Annotated in this window: 20 protein-coding genes; 12 read left to right on the plus strand and 8 right to left on the minus strand. The window is 64.8% G+C overall.

Translation table 11 applies throughout. From position 1 onward, the window contains the following. Nucleotides 1-118: 118 nt before the first annotated feature. Nucleotides 119-1,930, plus strand: a complete 1,812-nt coding sequence (locus VB672_RS06880; protein WP_329783436.1) for an AsmA family protein — start codon at nucleotides 119-121, stop codon at nucleotides 1,928-1,930. Here the strand turns inward: VB672_RS06880 and VB672_RS06885 are convergent. From VB672_RS06885 to VB672_RS06895, 3 genes are read right to left on the minus strand one after another with little or no spacing between them, the layout of a single operon-like run. After that, nucleotides 1,924-2,727: an ABC transporter permease gene (locus VB672_RS06885; protein WP_329783437.1), complete on the minus strand. Its 804-nt coding sequence runs from the start codon at nucleotides 2,725-2,727 to the stop codon at nucleotides 1,924-1,926. The two genes, VB672_RS06880 and VB672_RS06885, sit on opposite strands and share 7 nt — an antisense overlap. Then, nucleotides 2,724-3,629 carry an ABC transporter permease gene (locus VB672_RS06890; protein WP_329783438.1) on the minus strand — a complete coding sequence of 302 codons (906 nt, stop codon included), beginning with the start codon at nucleotides 3,627-3,629 and terminating at the stop codon, nucleotides 2,724-2,726. The genes VB672_RS06885 and VB672_RS06890 overlap by 4 nt, the downstream gene beginning before the upstream one ends. Nucleotides 3,630-3,631: 2 nt before the next feature. Then, nucleotides 3,632-4,801 (minus strand): ABC transporter ATP-binding protein, encoded by a 1,170-nt coding sequence (locus tag VB672_RS06895; RefSeq protein ID WP_329783439.1) that lies wholly within the window; start codon nucleotides 4,799-4,801, stop codon nucleotides 3,632-3,634. Nucleotides 4,802-5,083: 282 nt separating this feature from the next. Between VB672_RS06895 and VB672_RS06900 the strand changes: the two genes are divergently transcribed. From VB672_RS06900 to VB672_RS06915, 4 genes are all read left to right on the plus strand, one after another. After that, nucleotides 5,084-5,461 (plus strand): MarR family winged helix-turn-helix transcriptional regulator, encoded by a 378-nt coding sequence (locus VB672_RS06900; protein WP_329783440.1) that lies wholly within the window; start codon nucleotides 5,084-5,086, stop codon nucleotides 5,459-5,461. Nucleotides 5,462-5,597: 136 nt separating this feature from the next. Further along, complete coding sequence (locus tag VB672_RS06905; RefSeq protein ID WP_329783727.1) at nucleotides 5,598-7,166, plus strand: MFS transporter; 1,569 nt, start codon at nucleotides 5,598-5,600, stop codon at nucleotides 7,164-7,166. 7 nt (nucleotides 7,167-7,173) lie between these two features. Beyond that, nucleotides 7,174-8,289 carry an HlyD family secretion protein gene (locus VB672_RS06910; RefSeq protein WP_329783441.1) on the plus strand — a complete coding sequence of 372 codons (1,116 nt, stop codon included), beginning with the start codon at nucleotides 7,174-7,176 and terminating at the stop codon, nucleotides 8,287-8,289. 9 nt (nucleotides 8,290-8,298) lie between these two features. Then, complete coding sequence (locus VB672_RS06915) at nucleotides 8,299-8,586, plus strand: hypothetical protein (protein ID WP_329783442.1); 288 nt, start codon at nucleotides 8,299-8,301, stop codon at nucleotides 8,584-8,586. 44 nt (nucleotides 8,587-8,630) lie between these two features. Here the strand turns inward: VB672_RS06915 and VB672_RS06920 are convergent, their stop codons facing one another. After that, complete coding sequence (locus tag VB672_RS06920; RefSeq protein WP_329783443.1) at nucleotides 8,631-10,223, minus strand: DHA2 family efflux MFS transporter permease subunit; 1,593 nt, start codon at nucleotides 10,221-10,223, stop codon at nucleotides 8,631-8,633. Between the two features lie 6 nt (nucleotides 10,224-10,229). Beyond that, nucleotides 10,230-11,426 (minus strand): HlyD family secretion protein, encoded by a 1,197-nt coding sequence (locus VB672_RS06925; protein ID WP_329783444.1) that lies wholly within the window; start codon nucleotides 11,424-11,426, stop codon nucleotides 10,230-10,232. 149 nt (nucleotides 11,427-11,575) lie between these two features. Between VB672_RS06925 and VB672_RS06930 the strand changes: the two genes are divergently transcribed. Then, nucleotides 11,576-12,277: a TetR/AcrR family transcriptional regulator gene (locus tag VB672_RS06930; protein ID WP_329783445.1), complete on the plus strand. Its 702-nt coding sequence runs from the start codon at nucleotides 11,576-11,578 to the stop codon at nucleotides 12,275-12,277. Here VB672_RS06930 and VB672_RS06935 read toward each other — a convergent pair. Beyond that, complete coding sequence (locus VB672_RS06935; protein ID WP_329783446.1) at nucleotides 12,237-12,923, minus strand: Crp/Fnr family transcriptional regulator; 687 nt, start codon at nucleotides 12,921-12,923, stop codon at nucleotides 12,237-12,239. The genes VB672_RS06930 and VB672_RS06935 overlap by 41 nt on opposite strands. A 252-nt stretch (nucleotides 12,924-13,175) precedes the next feature. Here VB672_RS06935 and VB672_RS06940 point away from each other — a divergent pair, with 252 nt between their 5' ends. From VB672_RS06940 to VB672_RS06965, 6 genes are all read left to right on the plus strand, one after another. Beyond that, complete coding sequence (locus VB672_RS06940) at nucleotides 13,176-15,053, plus strand: ABC-F family ATP-binding cassette domain-containing protein (protein WP_329783447.1); 1,878 nt, start codon at nucleotides 13,176-13,178, stop codon at nucleotides 15,051-15,053. 335 nt (nucleotides 15,054-15,388) lie between these two features. Continuing rightward, complete coding sequence (locus VB672_RS06945; protein WP_329783448.1) at nucleotides 15,389-15,793, plus strand: hypothetical protein; 405 nt, start codon at nucleotides 15,389-15,391, stop codon at nucleotides 15,791-15,793. Between the two features lie 174 nt (nucleotides 15,794-15,967). After that, nucleotides 15,968-16,150, plus strand: a complete 183-nt coding sequence (locus tag VB672_RS06950) for a hypothetical protein (RefSeq protein WP_329783449.1) — start codon at nucleotides 15,968-15,970, stop codon at nucleotides 16,148-16,150. A 74-nt stretch (nucleotides 16,151-16,224) separates the two neighbouring features. After that, entirely contained in the window at nucleotides 16,225-16,362 is a 138-nt protein-coding gene (locus tag VB672_RS06955; protein WP_329783450.1) for a hypothetical protein, read from the plus strand. Nucleotides 16,363-16,502: 140 nt separating this feature from the next. Continuing rightward, nucleotides 16,503-16,778 carry a hypothetical protein gene (locus tag VB672_RS06960; RefSeq protein ID WP_329783451.1) on the plus strand — a complete coding sequence of 92 codons (276 nt, stop codon included), beginning with the start codon at nucleotides 16,503-16,505 and terminating at the stop codon, nucleotides 16,776-16,778. A gap of 85 nt (nucleotides 16,779-16,863) precedes the next feature. Continuing rightward, a complete protein-coding gene (locus VB672_RS06965; RefSeq protein WP_329783452.1) occupies nucleotides 16,864-17,346 on the plus strand; it encodes an AAC(3)-I family aminoglycoside N-acetyltransferase in 483 nt (160 codons plus the stop codon). Nucleotides 17,347-17,385: 39 nt separating this feature from the next. On the opposite strand, the gene VB672_RS06970 is transcribed toward VB672_RS06965, so the two are convergent. Both VB672_RS06970 and VB672_RS06975 read right to left on the minus strand, forming a co-directional pair. Continuing rightward, entirely contained in the window at nucleotides 17,386-17,763 is a 378-nt protein-coding gene (locus VB672_RS06970) for a hypothetical protein (protein WP_329783453.1), read from the minus strand. Between the two features lie 19 nt (nucleotides 17,764-17,782). Beyond that, nucleotides 17,783-19,345: a S10 family peptidase gene (locus tag VB672_RS06975; RefSeq protein ID WP_329783454.1), complete on the minus strand. Its 1,563-nt coding sequence runs from the start codon at nucleotides 19,343-19,345 to the stop codon at nucleotides 17,783-17,785. Nucleotides 19,346-19,429 lie beyond the last annotated feature (84 nt).

Here is a 19,429-nt window from a genome sequence, read left to right on the forward strand (position 1 = left end):
AATTTAGACAATCCCTTCATATGGATATATGGATATGATTCATGATTTCGGCCTTGCCTGAGGACATCCCCTCACGCCTGCTTGCGAGGCAGGACTTAAGGTTTACAACATTCATCCCATGTCCCGCCGCGCTGTTCTTCTCATTGCGTTGATTTCGCTCGCCGTTCTCGGAACGGCCGCCTCGCCCTGGACGCTGCCGGGGGGCGGCCTTTCCGCGGAGCTCACACGGCATGTGAAGGACAAGTACGGGCTCGACCTGACGGTCAGAGGCCGCAGCACCTTCGCCGTTTTGCCCATTCCCCGGGTCAAGTTCGAGAATGTGACGCTTCAGTTCCCTGATCAGGCTCTCAAAGCCGAAGGCGGAACCCTGAGAGGCGAGCTGCGCCTCCTGCCCTTGGTCGTCGGCCGGATCGAACTCTCCGATTTCGACCTGACCGAAACGCGCATCACGGCCTCTGCCAAGGCCTTGCAGTCCGTCCAATGGAAGGAGGCTCTCAAGGACCGGTCGAAGGAGACCTATGCCCGGCGCCTCATCGTGAGCAAGTCCACCCTGCGCTGGACCGATCTGAAGGAAGCCAACCTGGACCAGCTCACGCTCGTGATCCGGTGGGCCGATGCCGCCGAGCCCATGACCATGGCAGGCTCCGCGCTCTGGCGGGATGAGGAGGTTTCCCTCGAACAAGCCTCCCTTTTCCCCGACCTGCTGGCATCCGACCGGATCAGCCCCTTCACATTGACGCTCTCCACCCCGTCTGCCCGCATCGCGGCCGAAGGCGAAGCGCAGCTTGGGGAAACCCCTCGGATCACCGGGGAAAGTACGGTTCAGGCCAAATCCGTGCGTGATTTCACCCGCTGGAGCGGTGTGGAGCTGCCCTTCGGGTCGCTCCTACGAGCCGTGTCCGTCTCGGGCGACTTCTCCATGGACAGGCGCCGCCTGTCCTGGCCGGCCGTTTCGGTTACCTTGGGAGAGGACAAGCTGGAAGGGACGCTGGGCGTCCGCTTCGATACCGATCGGCCCGTGATCACCGGCACGCTCGCCGCCGACACGCTCAACCTGTCGGACCTGTTCGCGCCGTTTTCCCAGGCCCGGACATCCTCCGGCTCCTGGAGCGAGGAAAGCATCGACCTGACGCGGGCCACCGGCACAGATCTCGACCTGCGCCTCTCGGCCGCAAGCGCCAGCCTCGGCCGCCTCAGCCTCGACGATATGGCGGCCAGCGTCCTCGTGCAGCCCGGCCGGATCGAGGCCTCCATCGGACGGGCCGGATTCAACGAGGGCAGCCTCAAGGGCCGCCTGTCGCTTGTGAAACAGAACGGCCAGGTCGAATTCAAGAGCCAGGGCACGTTCGCGGGGGTGAAGGTCGCCCCGTTCCTGGCCGCCATGGGTGAACCGCGCTGGATCACCGGCAGCGCCGAAGGGCAGTTCAGCTTCGAAGGGCTCGGCAAGAACCCCGCGGACGTGATCCGTCAGGCGCAGGGCCGCTCCTCCATCGAGGTCACGGATGGGGAAATCGTCGGCATCGCCCTCGACGACGCCCTCCGCCGGGTGGAAAAGCGCCCGCTTCTCGCATCCCTCAACTGGAAGGGCGGCCGCACGCCATTCGACAAGGCGCAGGCCCAGGTCGTGGTGAAGAACGGCATCGGCGAGATCGTGGAAGCCCAGTTGAGGGGCCCCGATGTCCAGGCCAACCTCAAGGGTCAGTTGCTCCTGGTCGACCGTACGCTCAGCATGACGGCGAACGTATCCCCGGCCGGCGCCCCGGCAGGCCAATCCCCCGCCCTGGTCTTCAACGTCCTAGGCGATTGGGACAACGTCGCGGTATCGCCGCAAGTCCGCTCGCTCATCGAGCGCTCGGGCGCCGCCAAACCGCTCTTTCCTTCCGAGCGCGTTCCCGCCGGCGAGCAGCGGCCCCAGGCCACCGCTCAGTGAGCATTCCGGCGCGAGCTTAGAGCCGAGCGCTTGCTGAGCAGGGTCGCGGAGATCACGCCGAGCGTCACGATGCCGATCAGGATCGTGGAGGCCGCATTCACCTCCGGTGAGAGCCCGAGCCGCACCTGGCTGTAGATCTTGATGGGCAGGGTCGTGGCTCCCGGCCCCGCGTTGAAGCTTGCGATCACCAGATCGTCCATGGACAGGGTGAACGCGAGCAGGAACCCCGCCACGATGGACGGCGCGATCAGCGGCAGCGTCACGGAGAAGAACGTGCGCAGCGGCGGCGCGCCGAGATCCATGGCCGCCTCTTCCAGCGAGCGGTCGAAGGTCATGAGGCGCGACTGCACCACCACCGTGACGAAGCACATGGTGAGCGTGGTGTGCGCGAGGGTGATGGTCCAGAAGCCGCGGTCGAGATCCACGGCCACGAAGAACAAGAGCAGCGACAGGCCGGTGATCACCTCCGGCATGACCATCGGCGCATAGACCATGCCGGTGAAGAGCGTCCGCCCTGGGAAACGCCCGTAGCGGGTCAGTGCGAGCGCCGCCAGCGTCCCGAGAACCGTCGCAAGCGTCGCGGAGAGAAGCGCGATGCGCAACGTCACCCAGGCCGCTTCCATGAGGGCCTCGTTGCGGAAGAGCGCGCCGTACCACTGGGTCGAGAAGCCACCCCAAACCGTGACGAGGCGGGACGCATTGAAGGAATAGATCACCAGCAGCAGGATCGGCAGATACAGGAACGCGAAGCCGATCACGAGCGAGGTGACGTTGAAGAGGCTCAGGCGCCGGTTCATGGCCGCGTCTCCACCCGCCGCGCTTCGACATCGCGATAGATCACGATCGGCACCACGAGGATAATGAGCAGCAGGATGGCCACCGCGGAGGCCAGCGGCCAATCGCGGTTGGAGAAGAACTCGCTCCAGAGCTGCCGGCCGATCATCAGGGTTTCCGAGCCCCCGAGCAGGTCCGGGATGACGAACTCGCCCACCGCCGGGATGAAGCACAGGAGCGAGCCTGCCACGATGCCCGGCATGGCGAGCGGCACGGTGATCGTCCAGAACGAGCGCCAGGGCGGCGAGCCGAGATCGAGGGCCGCTTCCAGGAGCGTGTCGTCCATCTTCTCCAGGGTGGCGTAGAGCGGCAGCACCATGAAGGGCAGATAGGCATAGACGATGCCGATATAGACGGCCGTTTCGGTATTGAGGATGTCCAAGGGTTCCGAGATCAGACCGATCCCCATCAGCGCCTGGGTGAGCAGGCCTTCGGGCTTCAGGATCGCCACCCAGGCATAGATGCGGATGAGGAAGCTCGTCCAGAATGGCAGGATGACGAGAGCGACCAAGAGCGAACGATAACGCTCCGGGGCGCGGGCCATGCCGTAGGCAATGGGAAAGCCCACGAGGAGCAGCAGCAGGGTCGAGATCGCCGCGATGCGCACGGAGGACAGCGTCGCGCGGAAGTAGAGATCGTCCTGCGTCAGGAGCTCGAAATTCTCGAGATCAAGCTCAGTGAAGAAGCCCGCGATATCGCCCCAGTCGAAGACCGGCTTGTAGGGCGGCTGGGCCACGGCCGGGTCCGAGAGGCTGATCTTGAGCACGATCAGGAACGGCACCAGGAAGAGGACGCCGAGCCAGAGATAGGGAACGGCCGGGACGAGGCCGGCGGTCAGGCGTCGCGTGAAGGAGCGTTCCATCATGGCTATTCCGCCAGGATCACCGCCGCGTCCGGCGCGAAGGTGACATAAACCTGCTCGTCCCAATCGATCGGGTTCTCGACGAAGCGCGAGGCGTTGGCACGGGTCACACGCAGGATCTCGCCCGTGGCGAGCTTCACGCGGTAGACCGTCCAGTCGCCGAGATAGCCGATATCCCACACCTCGCCGGTGAGCACGTTGACCGCGCCGGGCCCAGGCGGATCGCGCTGGATCACCATCTTTTCGGGCCGCACGGCAATCGCCACCGCCTGCCCGGAATGCAGCACCTCGTCCGGATCGTCGATGGTGAGCGGAACTTCGGCCGACTGTGACTTGACGCGCCAGAGGCCGTTCTCCTGGCCCTGCACATGGCCTTCCAGGATGTTCACGTCGCCGACGAACTCGGCGATGAAGCGTGTTTTGGGCCGCTCGTAGATCTCGCCCGGTGTCGCCACCTGGACGATGCGACCGTGATCCATCACGGCGATCCTGTCGGCCATGGTCATGGCCTCTTCCTGGTCGTGCGTGACCACCACGAAGGTCATGTGCAGGTCGTGCTGGATATCCATCAGCTCGAACTGGGTCTCCTCGCGCAGTTTCTTGTCGAGGGCGCCGAGGGGCTCGTCGAGGAGCAGCACCTTGGGCTTCTTGGCGAGCGCGCGGGCCAGCGCCACGCGCTGGCGCTGGCCGCCGGAGAGCTGGCTCGGATAGCGCCGGGCGAGCTTTTCGAGCTGCACGAGGCGCAGCATCTCGCCGACGCGCTCCGCGATCTGGTCCTTCGGCATGCCGTCCTGCTTCAGGCCGAAGGCAATGTTCTTCTCCACGCTCATATGCGGGAAGAGCGCGTAGGACTGGAACATCATGTTCACCGGCCGGCGATAGGGCGGCACGCCGGCGAGGTTCTGGTCACCCAGGGTAATGCTGCCCTCGCTGGGCGTCTCGAAGCCTGCGAGCATACGCATAAGGGTCGTCTTGCCGCAGCCGGAGGGACCGAGCAGGCAGAAGAACTCGCCTTCGAAGATGTCCAGGGAGAGATGGTCCACGGCCACCGCTTCCCCGAACAGCTTCGTCACGTTGTCGAAGCGGATGAGCGGCTTGGAATCGGGATTGGACCAGGGCGCGAAAGCGCGGCGCACGGCGCCGACGGAGGCGGATTGGCGAGACGGAGGAGGCAAGATGCTTTGACTTCATCCTTGAACGAGGAAACCAGCGGGCAAGCTATGATGTTCAGCCTCCAAGAACAACAGTTTAAAAGCCGTCGCTCACCGGCTTGAGGGTGGCCATTCATGCAACCCTGCCTTGCCCCGCGAGCCCAGTCAGCAGTCTTGAAGCTCCGGTGACATCTCGATAGAAAGAGCCCACATCATTAGTGCGCTAATAATTTGACCTTTAGGATCTTAATGACGACTCCCGCCAAGGCAGCTTTTTCCGAGGAAATCTGGAGGGTCAGCCGGAAGATGCGCACCCTCTTCGATGCCCGCGTCCGGGCCGAAGGCCTGACCTTGGCCCGGGCGCGGACCCTGATGTTCCTCGGCAGGAATGGCTGCATGACCCAGACGGGGCTTGCGGAGTTGCTCGAGATCGAAGGCCCAAGCCTGGTGCCGCTTCTCGACAACCTGGAGAAACAGGGCCTGATCGAGCGGCAGCCCGTGGATGGCGACAGGCGCGCGAAGCAGATTGCCCTCACCGTCGCGGGCAAGGAACAGGCAGCCTACGTGGATACCCTCGTCAGGGATTTCCGCAGCGATGTCCTGAAAGACATCAGCGAGGACGACCTAAAGGCCGCTATCCGCGTTTTCCACGCCATGGCCCGTAACATCGAGGCCGCAAGCTGACGACGGTGTACCCCCGGTGACATCCACCTCCGACAACAACTCCATCGGCAGCACGAGTGCCCTTGGCTCCGAAGCCAAGACCCCTGCGAAGCCGCCGGAGCCGCAGGCGCCGCCCACACCTCCGGCGGCAGCTCCCATGTCCCGGCGGCGGGCAGCCCTCTACATGCTGACCTCCCTTCTCCTGTCCCTCACCCAGGGCCTGGGGATGAACCTGGCCGCAGCGAACCTGCCGCAGCTTCAGGGGCCGCTCGGCGCCACCACCAACGAGATCACCTGGCTCATTGCCGCCTATATGGCGCCGAATGTCAGCCTCTCGCTGATCCTCGTGAAGGTCCGGGCGCAGTTCGGCCTGCGCAACTTCGCGGAGCTGAGCATTCTCGGGTTCGTGCTCGTGATGCTGCTGCACATCTTCGTGCGCGACCTGCAATCGGCTCTCGTCGTGCGCTTCTTCAGCGGCATCGCGGCGTCGCCCATTTCGACGCTCGCCTTCCTCTACATGCTGGAGCCGCTCCCGCCGGCCAAGAAGCTGAGCATCGGCCAGCCCCTCGTCCTCACCAACATCGCGATCGGCGCTCCCCTGGCCCGCCTGATCTCGCCGGATCTCCTGATGCTCGGCGACTGGCATGGGTTGTACTTCTTCGAGATCGCCCTTGCCATGATGGCCTTCGCGGCCGTGTACCTTCTGCCCCTAACTCCACCGCCGCGGGCCAAGGTCATCCATTGGCTCGACATCGTCAGCTATCTCTTCATCGCCGTCGGCTTCGGCCTCATCGCCATGGTGTTCGCCATGGGGCGGGTCTACTGGTGGTTCGAGGCGCCCTGGCTCGGCATCATGCTCGCCGTCGGTATCGCATCGCTCACCTGCGCGATCGTGATCGAGCTCAACCGCGAAAATCCCTTTCTCGATATCCGCTGGATAACCAGCAAGGAAATTCTGCATCTCGCCGGCACCCTCATGATCTTCCGCCTTCTCATGTCGGAACAGACCGCCGGCGCCTTCGCGTTTTTCCAGTCCCTGGGTCTGCAGAACGAGCAGATGACGTTCCTGTCCATGGTCGTCATCGGCGCCTCCATGGCTGCAGGCCTTGCCTATATCGCGGTCGTCAGGCCCGGCCGGGAGAATGCGGCCCAGATGGTTGCCCTGGGCCTGCTCCTCGTCGGCGCCCTCATGGACAGCAATGCGACCAGCCTGACAAGGCCGGAGCAGATGTATGTGAGCCAGGCGCTGATCGCCGCGGCCGGCGTCCTGTTCCTGCCGCCCGCCATGGCGACCGGACTGGCGCTGGCGCTGCAACGGGGACCGACCTTCATCCTGAACTTCATCGTGGTCTTCCTGACCACGCAGAGCCTTGGCGGCGTGATCGGATCCGCCCTCGTCGGCACCTTCATCACGTGGCGCACGAGGTTCCATCTCCAGGCCTTGGCCGATCACCTCGCTTCGACGGACCCGCTCGTTGCCCAGCGCATCGCGCAGCTTGCCGCAGCACACGGCCGGGTCATCACGGACAAATCCCTGCTCAACGCGGAGGGCCTGGCGCTTCTCGGCCAGCAGGTCACCCGCGAGGCCACCGTGCTCGCCTACAACGATGCCTTCCTGGCCATCGCCCTCTTCGCCGCCGGAACGCTCGCCGCGATGATCCTCCATCTCGCGCTCCGTGCGATCCGCAGAAGCCTTTCGTCTGAACCGCAACCGGCCGTCAGCTAACATCATCATGACCAAGTTCTTCCGCTCCACCGCCTCCATCGTCGCCGCGATCATCGGCATCGCCGGTGTCGCTCTAGTGCTCTATGCGTGGCGGCTGCCACCCTTCACCAGCTCGGTCCAAACCACCGACAATGCCTATGTGCGGGGACAGATCACCGTCGTCGCCCCGCAGCTTGCCGGCTATGTGGCCGAGGTGGCCGTGCAGGACTTCCAGCACGTGAAGGCCGGGCAACTGCTGGTGAAGATCGACGACCGGATCTTCGCGCAGAAGCTCGAACAGGCGAAGGCCACGCTGGCGAGCCAGCAGGCGGCCCTGTCCAATTCCGAGCAGAAGGAGCGCTCGGACCGGGCGCGGATCGAGTCGAGCCAGGCCCAGGTCGACAGCGCCAGGGCGGTTCTGAGCGCAGCGGAATCGAACTGGAGCAGGATCGCGCCGCTTTTGGAGCGCGGCGTCGCGACGCAGAGCCAGGCGGACCAAGCCCGCGCTTCCTTGGATCAGGCGACCGCCTCCCTGCATCAGGCGGAGGCGGCACTGACCGTGTCGCGCCAGGATCTCGCCTCCACGCTGGTCAACCGCCAGTCCCTCGAAGCGGCCGTGCAGGGCGCGCAGGCCGCCGTGCGGCTGGCCGAGATCGACCTGCAGAACACGCGCATCGTGGCGCCCGAGGACGGACGCCTCGGCGAGGTGGGCGCGCGTATGGGCCAATACGTGTCGGCCGGCACGCAGCTGCTCGCCCTCGTGCCGGAGCGGATCTGGGTCGTCGCCAACTTCAAGGAGACGCAGCTGTCGGGCATGAAGACCGGCCAGCCCGTCACCTTTACCGTCGACGCCCTGAACAATGCTCAACTCGCCGGCCACATCGAGCGCTTCTCGCCCGCGGCCGGCTCCGAGTTCAGCGTGATCAGGACTGACAACGCCACCGGCAATTTCACCAAGGTGGCGCAGCGGATGCCCGTGCGCATCGCCATCGATCCCGGACAGGCGCTCGCAGACCGCCTGGTGCCCGGCATGTCGGTGGTGGTGAGCGTGGATACGGCAGCCCCTGGATCGGATGTCCAGGCGACGGGAACAACCTCGCAGACCAAAGGTTCGACCGTGACCTCGGAGACGGATCGTCGGTAGAACCAGGATATGAACCCCGAACAGCATGCCGTTGAGGAAAGCTTCTATCGGGAATGCGCGCGGCTGCTCGATGTCGTCCATACCTATAGGCCCTGGGTCGGTCGGCCTCCGAACCGCTGGAACAACCGGCATCCTGGCAACGGGCGCTTCCCCGGCTTCGGCACCATTCGCATGCATGGGCCGAACCACATCCACGTGGCTTTGCGCCAGCCGGTGATCCTGAACCGGGTCTGCCGGTCGGTGAAGGAGGTTTACGATCTTCTGCGAAAGCTCAAGCTGAAGGCCCTCAGCCAATAAAAAAAGCCCGGCTCGAAAGCCGGGCTGAAGTTTGGAGGTTTAGGCTAGTGCCCCCCGCCCCCGGCCGGAGCCGCGCGTGGTTTCTCGATGAAGGGCAAGGCGCAGACGAGACCTAGGAACAGCACGGTCAGGAGCAGGAACACGTCGGCGAAGGACATCACCAGGGCTTCCCGCCTGACCATGTTCGCCATGGTCTTCAGCGCTGCCGCATTGGCATCCGTGCCGAGTTCCTGAAACCGCATGGTCAGGGCATTGAGGGTCTCCATCGCCGTGGAGCTGTCCCAGGTGACGCTCTCGCGCAGGCGCTGGAGATGCAGGTCGAGGCGGTTGTTCAGGAGCGTGTTGATCACCGCAAGCCCCACCGCGCCGCCGAGATTGCGGGTAAGGTTGTAGAGGCCCGACGCATTCTTGATCCGGTCCGGCGGCAGGGTGCCGAGGGCGATGTTGTTGATCGGCACCATGCAGATCATCAGACCCACGCCGCGGAAGATCTGCGGCACGAACAGCTCCCAGAAATCCCAGTCCTTGGTCAGGCCCGTGATCTGCCAGGTGCCGAAGGCGAAGGCGCCGAACCCGATCGCCATCATGAGCCTGGGATCCATCTTGCGCGACAGCATTCCCGCCACCGGCGCCATGAGGAACATGGTGGCGCCGGTCACGAACATGGTCTCGCCGATCTGCAAGGACGAATAGCCCCTCACCCGCGCCAGATAGACAGGATAGAGATAGGTCAGCCCGTAGAGGCCGATGCCCATGACGAAGCTGAAGGCGGAGCCCGCCAAGAAGTTGCGGTCGGCGAAGGCGCGCAGGTCCACGATCGGCTGCTTGGCCGTAAAGGCGCGATAGAAGAAGCCGATGGCGCCGACGGCACAGACGATGGCGAGGATCAGCACCGCCTCGTCCTGGAACCACTCGTTGTTCGGGCCCTCTTCCAGCACGTATTCCAGGCTGCCGAGGAAGGCCGCCATGAAGCTCAAGCCCGCCCAGTCGAAGGACTTGAAGAGACTGAAGTCAGGTTCGTCGAAATCCACGAGCAGATAGGTCGAGACCGTCACGAAGATGCCCGGCACGATGTTGACGAGGAACAGCCAGTGCCAGGAAAACAGATCCGTCAGATAGCCGCCGAGCGTCGGGCCGATGGTCGGCGCGAGCGTCGCCACGAGGCCGATGATCGGCGAGATCACCGGCCGCTTCTCCGGCGGGAAGATCGTGAAGGCGGAAGCGAAGACCGTCGGGATCATGCCGCCACCGATGAAGCCCTGCAGGGCGCGGTAGACGATCATCTGCTCGATATTCGTCGCCGTCGCGCACATGAAGCTCATGAACGTGAAGCCCCCGGAGGCGATCACGAACATCCAGCGGGTCGAGAGCACCCGCGAGAGCGTGCCCGAGAGCGGGATCATGATCACTTCCGCGATCAGGTAGCTCGTCTGCACCCAGGAGATTTCCTCGGACGAGGCGGAAAGGCCCGCCTGAATCTCGGCGAGAGAGGCCGAGACGATCTGGATGTCCAGGATTGCCATGAACATGCCGAAGACCATGCAGAAGAACGCGAAGGTCCGGCGCCGGTCGATCGGCGCCGGCTTTGCGGCAGGCATGCCTTGGGGCTTGGGCTGGATGGCGGCCGATGCGGCCATGATGCGTTACTCTTTGATGCTGGCCGTCTTGGCAGGCTCGGCCGAAGTGCGCGTGTCGACGTCGACCACCACCGACAGGCCGGGGCGCAGCAGGCCCCGCTGGGCCACCTCGGGGCTGACGGTGACGCGGACAGGCACGCGCTGGACGATCTTGGTGAAGTTGCCGGTGGCGTTCTCCGGCGGCAGCAGGCTGAACACCGCGCCGGAGGCCGGCGAGACGCTCTCCACCGTGCCGACGATGTCGGAGTCCGGGAAGGCATCGACCTTCACATGCACCTTCTGCCCGGGCCTGAGGGAGGCGAGTTGCGTTTCCTTAAAATTGGCGTCCACACGGACGCTGGTCAGCGGGACGAGCGCCGCCAGGCGGGCGCCAGGCTGCACATAGGTGCCGACCTCCATGGCCTTGTTGCCGACGACGCCATCGACCGGAGCCCGGATTTCCGTGAAGGAGAGATCGCGCTCCGCCTTGTCGACGGCGGTCTGCAACTCGGCCGCCAGGCGCTCGCCCTCGTTCCGCTGAGCCGCGAGGACTTCGACATTCGCCCGGGCGGCGGCGAGCGCCGCCTGGGCGCTCTTGACCTCGGCATTGGCCCGGTCGCGGGCGGCCTTGGCGTTTTCGAGCGCGGCCCGGCTGGTGTAGTCGGATCGGGCGAGCTGCTGCTGGCGTGCATAGTCGCTCTCGGCCCGCTCGGCCTCGGCCTGCGCACTGACCACCTGGGCCTCGGCCTGCGCCACGGAGGCGCGGCCCGCCTCGATCTGGCGGCCGACGCGCGCGATGGCGCTCTGCTGGGTGGCGAACTTGTCCTTGGCGGATTGAAGGGCGAGACGATAATCGCCGTCGTCGATCTTGGCGATCAGGTCGCCCGTCCTGACGCTCTGGTTGTTCGTCACCGCAACCGAGGACACATAGCCGGAGATCTTGGCCGACAGGATCGTGATGTCCGCCTGCACATAGGCGTCGTCCGTCGAGACCATGAACCGGCCTTCGGTCCACCAATGGTAACCTTCGTAGCCGCCGAAGGCCAGGGCAGCCGCCAGAACGGCCAGGATGACCGCCTTCTTACCGAATCCCCCCTTCCGGGCCTTGGGCTCAGCCGCCTCTGGAGCTGCCTGCGCCGGCTGGGGCGCCTGGACGGGCTGCCCGTCCTTGGGCGTCTCCGGACGCTCCTTGGCGCCCTGCTCAAACTCGTCCCGGTAAGCCATGTGAACCTCTGCAAGCCAGCTCGAAGCCCTTGAGTCGAAAAGATAAGGGCTTATCGTTGCAGCCTTGATCTCTGTCAGTCGCCTGCCATATATGAGTTGACCGAACCGTTCGGTCAATAGCCGAAGCACAAAAGGAAATAATAGAAGCTATGAGCGCCGTGCATGACAGCACCCGGGATCATGACCTTCCTTCGGTTGCTGAAGACAGCCCAGAGAACGCCAAGCGCCGTCAAATCCTGGAGGGAGCCCGCAAGGTTTTCCTGGCGCAGGGCTTCGATGGCGCGAGCATGGGCGAGATCGCCAAGGTCGCCGGTGTGTCGAAGGGTACGCTCTACGTCTATTTCGACAGCAAGGAGAGCCTCTTCGCCGCCTTGACCACGGAAGAGAAGCGGGGCTTGGCCGAGGTGCTGTTCAAGCTCGATCCGAACGACCCCGACGTGCGCGGCGTCCTGATGACCCTTGGGATCAGCTATCTGCGTCGCATGGGCAAGCCCGAGCACATCTCATCGATCCGTATGGTCATGGGCGCGGCGGAGAAGTTCCCCCACCTGGGACAGGCCTTCTACGAGGCCGGACCCTGCCAGGGCCTCGCTCGCCTCAGCGCCTATTTCGACCGCCAGGTCGAAGCCGGACGGCTGTCGATCGAGGATACCCATGTGGCCGCTCAGCACTTCCTCGATCTCTGCGTGTCCGGCATGCTGCGCCGCCTTCTTTTCTCCGTCGGAGAGCCACCGACGGAGGCCGAAGTCCAGCGGAACGTGGAGAACGCGCTTCGGGTGTTCTTCGCCGCCTATGGCCCGAAGGATCCGCCTAGTGATCGGTCTGCAGGGCCTCGGCTACGCGCGCTTTGAGCACGTCCGGCTGCCGCAGGATCAGGGCGCCGCGGGTGCGCTCGATCAGCCCTTCCTGGGTCAGCATGGTGAATTCCCGCGTGATCTGCTCCCGGCGGCAGCCGATGCGGGCCGCCACGATGTGGTGGAAGGGCGGCGGCGTGATGACCCGTTCCCCCGCCCGATCCTGCCGGGGCGACGACAGGCGCAGGAGCTCCGAATAGAGCCGGTGCCGGAGATCGAGCACCGTCTGCTCCATGAAGCGGGCGTTCAGCTCGCGGATACGCGAGGCCATGAGGCAGAACAGCCGCTCGGCGACGGATTGATGCGAGAAGAGAAGCTCCTTGAAGACGGAAGCCGGCATCACGCAGGCCTCGCCGCGGGTGAGCGCGGTGACGTTGGCGGAGCGCGGCACCCCATCGAGGGCGGCGAGTTCCCCGAACAGGTCGCCGGGCCTCATCTCGTAGAGGATGACCTCTTTGCCGGAAGCCGTCCGCATGAGGACCCGAACCTCGCCCGAGAGGAGGAAATAGACGTCCGTTGAGGGCTCGTCGAAGTCGACCAGGACCTCCTCGGGATCGAAGCGGCGCCAGTTGGCCCGCGCCTCGAAGCGCTCAAGCTCAATGTCCAGTCCCTTGAAGAGCTTAATCCCGGCGAGCCGCGCCATCGGTCCTCTCCCCCTGAATGCTATCCTTGGCTATAGCACAAATTTTCCATAGCCAGTATGGCCATGCCCCGCATCCCTTTCTCAATCCTCGACGATTTTGTCACTGGCGATTCAGGCTAGCGCATCGTGCGGAAAAGTGGATCCGGATTTCCGCGAAGAACGATGCGCCGCTGATCCGATGCTCTCGGTGGCCTCCCGTCGCGGCGACACTGGAGCCCTTGCCAGCGCGGCGATCCCACGCCAAAAGGCGGCATGCTTCACGTCAACGACCTGACCTACCGCATCGGCGACCGGCTGATCCTCGACCACGCCTCCTTCAACCTGCCTACCGGCGCGAAGGTGGGGCTCGTCGGGCGCAATGGCGCGGGCAAGACCACCCTGTTCAAGATCATCCAGGGCGAGCTCGCCACCGAGAGCGGCAACGTCACCCTGCCCCGGGGCATGAAGATCGGCGCCGTGGCCCAGGAGGCGCCGGGCGGGCCGGAATCCCTGATCGACGTGGTGCTCGCCGCCGACAGGGAGCGGAGCGCCCTCATGGCCGAAGCCGAGACCGCCGATGGTCTCCGCAGGGCCGAGATCGAGACCAGGCTCACGGATATCGGGGCGCATTCCGCGCCCGCCCGCGCGGCCGCGATCCTGCACGGCCTCGGCTTCGATGCCGAGGCGCAGAACCGGCCCTGCTCGGATTTCTCGGGCGGCTGGCGCATGCGCGTCGCGCTCGCCGCCGTATTGTTCACCGAGCCGGATCTGCTGCTCCTCGACGAGCCGACCAACTATCTCGACCTCGAAGGCACCCTTTGGCTCTACGATTATCTCGGGCGCTATCCGCATACGGTGCTGGTGATCAGCCACGACCGGGAGCTTCTCGACGCCTGCGTCAACCACATCCTCCACCTCGACCGGGGCAAGCTCACGATCTATCGCGGCGGCTACACCTCGTTTGCCAGGCAATATGCGGAGAAGCGCGAACTGACCGCCAAGATGGCGGCCAAGCAGGAGGCCGAGCGCAAGCACCTCCAGGCCTTCGTCGACCGCTTCAAGGCCAAGGCCTCGAAGGCCAGGCAGGCGCAGTCTCGCGTCAAGCGGCTCGCCAAGCTTGAGCCGATTGCCACCATCGTCGAGGACGACGTGCTGCCCTTCAACCTGCCTGGGCCGGAGCGCCCCGCCGCGCCGCCGCTGATCACGGTGGAAGGCGGCGCTGTCGGCTATGGCGAGCGGATCGTGCTCGACCGCCTCAACCTGACGATCGCGCCGGACGACCGGATTGCGCTTCTCGGATCGAACGGCAACGGCAAGTCCACCTTCTGCAAGCTCATCGGCGGCCGGCTCGCGCCCATGAAGGGCGAGATGCGCACCCCCACCCGCATGGACGTGGCCTATTTCGCCCAGCACCAGCTCGACGAATTGAACTCCAAGGCGACCGCCTACGACCATGTGGCCGAACGGATGCCCGAGATGCCGGTCGCCAAGATCCGCGCCCGCACGGCGCAGATCGGCTTTCCCGGCGCGAAGGCGGACACTCCGGTCTCAGCCCTGTCGGGCGGCGAAAAGGCACGCCTGCTCATGGGACTGGCGGCCTTCGACGGCCCTCACCTGCTCATCCTCGACGAGCCGACGAACCACCTCGACATCGACAGCCGCACGGCTCTGATGGAGGCGATCAACGACTACACGGGCGCCGTGATCCTGGTGAGCCACGACCGCTTCCTGATCGAGGCCTGCGCCGACCGGCTCTGGATCGTCGGCAACGGCAGCGTGAAGCCCTTCGACGGCGACATGGACGATTACCGCCAGCTCGTGCTCTCCGGCGATCTCGATCCGCAGAAGCGCTCCGACAGGCCGCAGGCGCCTGGCGCCTCCAAGATCGACGAACGGCGCGCGGCCGCCGAACGCCGGGTGGCCCTGGCGCCCCTGCGCAAGAAGCTGGACGCGCTCGAGACCAGGATGGCGAAGCTCACGGACGTGATCGGCAAGGTCGATGCGGCGCTTGCCGACGGTACGGCCTTCCAGAAGGACCCGGCCAAGGCCACGGAGCTGTCCAGGATGCGCGCCGAGGCGGCTGCGACCCTGGCCTCGGTGGAAGAGGAATGGTTGACGCTCAGCGGCGAGATCGAAGAAGCGAACGCTTGAGCGGGAATCACCTCGCTTCTCCCCGTGCATCAATCCGCGCAGGTGTATTCACGGTTCTTTTACGAAAAGAAATATAGTTTCAGTCGTCGCTGAAGCTGGTGGGGAGAGTACGCTGTCTCGGTTGCCGACTTAGAAACAAGCTTCGAGATGATCTGGCCGCTCAGCCTGCGCCAGAAAAGCGTGCGAAACCTGTAAGCCGAGAGCGCTGGCACCCGCCGAAGGACTGAACTGCCACTGCGAAACCTCAAACGCCCTGACGTCACAAACTCTCGCCGTTGCGGTGGCGTTCATCCGTCGGATCGTACGTTGGCTTATCGATGATGGAGAACAAAAACATGCTTCGTTCGATATTGGCGACAGCGGTGCTGGCCACCGGCGCACTCTTCGGAGCGTTGCCGGAGGCGCAGGCTCAGAGCCTGGTGCCCTGTGCGCGGGAACACGATTTCTGCCGAGTCCCCTATCCCACCCGGGTCATCTATGGCGTGCCCGGACGGAGCACGGAGGTGTTCGTTCGGGAGCGCGGCATTCCCTGCTCGAACCGGATCTTCGGCGATCCGGCTCCGGGCATACCCAAGCGCTGCGCCTATGTCGCCCGCCGGTTCGACAGGGGCGACCGGTGGCGCGACGACGGCTATCGCGGGCCTCCGCCGCGGCGCGACTATGATCGCGGCTACGACCGTGGCTTCAGGGATTACGATGACGGCTACGACCGGCCCGTCCGGCGCTACGAGGTGTACTGATACAGGTCACGGATCGGCGGGCGCTCAGCCCGCAGTCGAGGACGCGAGCGCCGCTGCCGAGCCCGTACTCCCTCCTATCTACCCCGGCAGGGGTCCCGGGTTACCTACTCGGGGCCCACGCAGAATCGAAGCAGGAACGTATTCTCTAAAGAGCCTTATGGGGGAGGCTGACAGATGAGAATCCAGATATCCGCCTGCACTGATAAAGTCTTCTCGGAGGGCCTCCTGCCGATGGCCTATCTGACGGAGAGTTCGGCGTTTGCCGTGAACGATAATGCGGCCCGCCCACAGACGAAATGGAAAGCCCGCCTGCATTGGAAACGGGTCGCCGACGTCGCCCTGCATGCCGCTAGGTAAATATCGCGTGCGGGACAGCACATCTGCCTGACCGACCGTAAGCTAGCCTCCTGCTGTCCTTGATGGAGGCTGCGATGAACCAGGTCCTGTCCTATTGCACGGCACGGCTCTTCTTCCGAGCGATCGTGCCGCTTGCCCCGTTCAGGGCCAGGGAGGTCGAACCGGGAAACGACAACGATCCGCTGGCTCCCTTTCCGTGTGTCTGGCGCTAAGGGGATCATCCGGCCGTGAAAGGCAGGAGCGCACTTGCCCATGATGGCTGTTGCTTACCTCCTTTGGTCATTTGAACGCTCTCGCCATGGACTGCGACATTCCTTTGCTATCGATCGCGCCGTCCCGGATGGAGAGGATATTGACCGCTGCTCATGATCTCGAAGAGATCGTCGATCTGTTCGCCATCGGCAGGCCTGCCAGGAGCGCAGGGCTCATGCCGGTGAAGATCGCAACCCTTCCTCTCAAGAAAGCGGTTGCCCTCGTGATCGAGGATTGGTCCGACGACAAGTTCAGGCAACTGAGCGCCGTCATTCAAAGACGGACCGGACCGGCCATCCGCAGCCTCGAAGACATCAAGCATCTCTACGATTGCGCTACGTTCGGCACGGAATGCCACGGCAAGAAGCCTGTCTGATTTCGATTTTGCTCAAGACCAACCACCGGTCAAAATCCATCTGTCGGCGATAGTGCCGGCAACGCATCCGCCCTATGTTCGGCCCATGTCCTCCACACCCTATGCACTCCGCCGTCTCGGCCCCGACGACATCCCGCTTCTGCGCAAGCTGAATGCGTTGTTCGCCGACGTCTTCGACGATCCCGGATCCTATGCATCGGAGCCGCCAAGCGACGCCTATCTGGAGGATCTGCTCGCAAAGGAGCACGTCGTCGTGGTCGTGGCGCTGGCGGACGATGAGGTGGTGGGCGGGCTCGTGGCCTATGAACTCGAGAAATTCGAGAAGGCGCGGCGCGAGTTCTACATCTATGACCTCGCGGTCAGCGCCGAGCATCGGCGCCGGCACGTCGCCACCGCCCTCATCGAGCACTTGCGCGAGATTGCCATGCGCCGTGGCGGCTGGGTCGTCTATGTGCAGGCGGATTACGGCGACGATCCCGCCATCGCTCTCTACGAGAAGCTCGGCACCCGCGAGGAGGTGCTGCATTTCGACATCGCCGTCGAGCCACCCTCTCGCGGTCGCCGGTGAGCGCAACCGCGTAGGCGAATGCAGCGCATCGCAGACAGTTTAGGGCTTCACGATCCGGTCGAGCCTGTTGTTCACGAAGAAGTACAGCTCGCGGCCGCCGGGCTCGGAATAGAGCACCTGGACTTCGCGCTGCCCCTTGCCGCTTTCGCCGACGAGCACATCCGTCGCCGGCTTGCCTTTCAGGCGCACGAGATCGCATTCCGTGATGCCGGGCTCGATGGCGGTCGCCGTCCCGAATCCCGTGACGGTGCAGCGGCCGTCCGGTCCGAGCGTGGGTCCGTCGATTCTCGGACCCAAGGACGCCGCGGGCGCGGGAGATGCTGCAACAACAGGAGCAGGCGGCGCGCTGCTCGTGCTGGTGCAGGCGGCCAGAACCAATGCCGCGAGAGCGACGCTCGAGAGAACCTTCACACGCATTCCCGTCAATCCTTGCCCATCAATCCCTGTTGTCGGCAGCCCTCGCCTGCAGGGCGTCTTCGAAGAGCCGCTGCACATCGGCCTTGAAGGCCTGCCGTGACGCCTGCCGCGAATAGAACATGTGGCCGCCTTCGTAAACACTCAACGCCACACGCTTCTGGGGACCGAGATCGGGAAGCTGGTTCAGGAGGAGCTGGGACGCGTAATAGGGCGTCACCAGGTCGGTGAAGCCATGGGTGACGAGCACGCGTAGTTTGCCGTCGAGGGAGAGAGCCTGCCGCAGTTCTTCGAGATTCTCCGGGCCGCTGCGCCCGTTGCCCCAACGCCATGCGCCGTTGACCGAGCCGTTCAGCAGGTTGTACCGCCCTTCCGCTTTGTAGTTCAGGGTGTGTGTCAGGTGCTGGATGATCGCACTCGACAGGGGCGCCGTCATCCCATCGAGCACGGGATCCTCGAAGCGCGAGGACTGAGAATTGGGATTCGGATCGGCGATCGCCACATTGGTGTCGTAGGCGCTGACGATCTCGGCAGACCCGCGCCGCAACTCCCGCTGGATCGTGCGCATGTCGATGCGCCCGGCCAGGCGGCGCGTCAGTTCGGGATCGAGCCCGCTCAATTCCGCCACGCGGCGGCCGACCCGGTCCACGGCCTCCTTGTCCTGGAGACCCCGCATGAGATCGACGAGATACTCGCCCGACGCATAGGACTCCGCCTCTTTGAGCGCATCCCGCGATACTGGTCCAGTGCGGGACAGCTTCGAGGCCGCAAGGGACGGCAGGAGCGCTGCGTTGGTCCAGGGAGCCCCGGCGGTTCCCTGCTCGAGCCAGTCGAAGTCCAGGACCGGCGAGACGAGAACGAGGCCGCTGAAGCCGATTCCTTGGTCGCTCTGCAGCTTTTGCGCCAGCAGCGGCCCGCGAAAGCCGCCGTAGCTCTCGCCGACGAAGAATTTCGGCGAGGTGAGCCGGTTCTTCTCCTTCAGCCAGCGCATGACGAAGGCGGCGAGCCCGTCGATGTCACCCTGCACGGAGTAGAAGCGCTCCCGTACCTGGTCACCTCCGACCACGCGGCTGTAGCCCGTGCCCGGTGGGTCGACGAACACGAGATCCGTGAAATCGAGCCAGGTCTCGGCGTTCGGAACGAGGGCCGGCGGCGCCGAAGGGCTGATCGTCGGCCCGTCCGTCGGCAGGAGCCAGGGACCGACCGCGAGAAGATGCAGATAGGCCGAGGATGCACCCGGACCGCCGTTCACGGCGAATGTCACCGGTCGCGTGGCGGGATTCACATCGTCCCGCGTATAGGCGACGAAGCCGATCTCGGCCTGCGGCGCCCCCTGCTGATCCGTCAGCGCCAGATGCCCGGCGGTCGCGGTGAAGGACAGGGTCCGGCCCGGAAGCTGCAGGCTGTGGCGCGTCACGGATTCCGGCGGAAGAGCCTGCGTGTCCCTCGCCTCCGGCCGAGCTCGGCGTGCCTCCTGCTGCTGGCTCTGAGGCTGCTGCTCCCGATTGCCCGCCTGCTCCTGCGCACCGGCGCCAAGAGGCACCATCAGGGACAGGGCAAGGGCAGCATACAGGGGAAGACGCATCGCTCGGATCATCGGGACATCCTTTCGGCCTCCCTGAAACTGGAGAGCATCCCTCCCGTTGCAAGCTCCGGGCCGTTGAAGTCT

This window comes from Microvirga sp. CF3016, from assembly GCF_036314085.1.
Classification (GTDB): Bacteria; Pseudomonadota; Alphaproteobacteria; order Rhizobiales; family Beijerinckiaceae; genus Microvirga.

Excerpts from the sequence above, each read along its gene's own strand:
- VB672_RS06880 (WP_329783436.1), top strand. The coding sequence starts at position 119 with ATGTCCCGCCGCGCTGTTCTTCTCATTGCGTTGATTTCGCTCGCCGTT.
- VB672_RS06885 (WP_329783437.1), bottom strand. The coding sequence starts at position 2,727 with ATGAACCGGCGCCTGAGCCTCTTCAACGTCACCTCGCTCGTGATCGGC.
- VB672_RS06890 (WP_329783438.1), bottom strand. The coding sequence starts at position 3,629 with ATGATGGAACGCTCCTTCACGCGACGCCTGACCGCCGGCCTCGTCCCG.
- VB672_RS06900 (WP_329783440.1), top strand. The coding sequence starts at position 5,084 with ATGCGCACCCTCTTCGATGCCCGCGTCCGGGCCGAAGGCCTGACCTTG.
- VB672_RS06905 (WP_329783727.1), top strand. The coding sequence starts at position 5,598 with ATGTCCCGGCGGCGGGCAGCCCTCTACATGCTGACCTCCCTTCTCCTG.
- VB672_RS06910 (WP_329783441.1), top strand. The coding sequence starts at position 7,174 with ATGACCAAGTTCTTCCGCTCCACCGCCTCCATCGTCGCCGCGATCATC.
- VB672_RS06915 (WP_329783442.1), top strand. The coding sequence starts at position 8,299 with ATGAACCCCGAACAGCATGCCGTTGAGGAAAGCTTCTATCGGGAATGC.
- VB672_RS06920 (WP_329783443.1), bottom strand. The coding sequence starts at position 10,223 with ATGGCCGCATCGGCCGCCATCCAGCCCAAGCCCCAAGGCATGCCTGCC.
- VB672_RS06925 (WP_329783444.1), bottom strand. The coding sequence starts at position 11,426 with ATGGCTTACCGGGACGAGTTTGAGCAGGGCGCCAAGGAGCGTCCGGAG.
- VB672_RS06930 (WP_329783445.1), top strand. The coding sequence starts at position 11,576 with ATGAGCGCCGTGCATGACAGCACCCGGGATCATGACCTTCCTTCGGTT.
- VB672_RS06935 (WP_329783446.1), bottom strand. The coding sequence starts at position 12,923 with ATGGCGCGGCTCGCCGGGATTAAGCTCTTCAAGGGACTGGACATTGAG.
- VB672_RS06940 (WP_329783447.1), top strand. The coding sequence starts at position 13,176 with ATGCTTCACGTCAACGACCTGACCTACCGCATCGGCGACCGGCTGATC.
- VB672_RS06945 (WP_329783448.1), top strand. The coding sequence starts at position 15,389 with ATGCTTCGTTCGATATTGGCGACAGCGGTGCTGGCCACCGGCGCACTC.
- VB672_RS06950 (WP_329783449.1), top strand. The coding sequence starts at position 15,968 with ATGAGAATCCAGATATCCGCCTGCACTGATAAAGTCTTCTCGGAGGGC.
- VB672_RS06955 (WP_329783450.1), top strand. The coding sequence starts at position 16,225 with ATGAACCAGGTCCTGTCCTATTGCACGGCACGGCTCTTCTTCCGAGCG.
- VB672_RS06965 (WP_329783452.1), top strand. The coding sequence starts at position 16,864 with ATGTCCTCCACACCCTATGCACTCCGCCGTCTCGGCCCCGACGACATC.
- VB672_RS06970 (WP_329783453.1), bottom strand. The coding sequence starts at position 17,763 with ATGCGTGTGAAGGTTCTCTCGAGCGTCGCTCTCGCGGCATTGGTTCTG.
- VB672_RS06975 (WP_329783454.1), bottom strand. The coding sequence starts at position 19,345 with ATGCGTCTTCCCCTGTATGCTGCCCTTGCCCTGTCCCTGATGGTGCCT.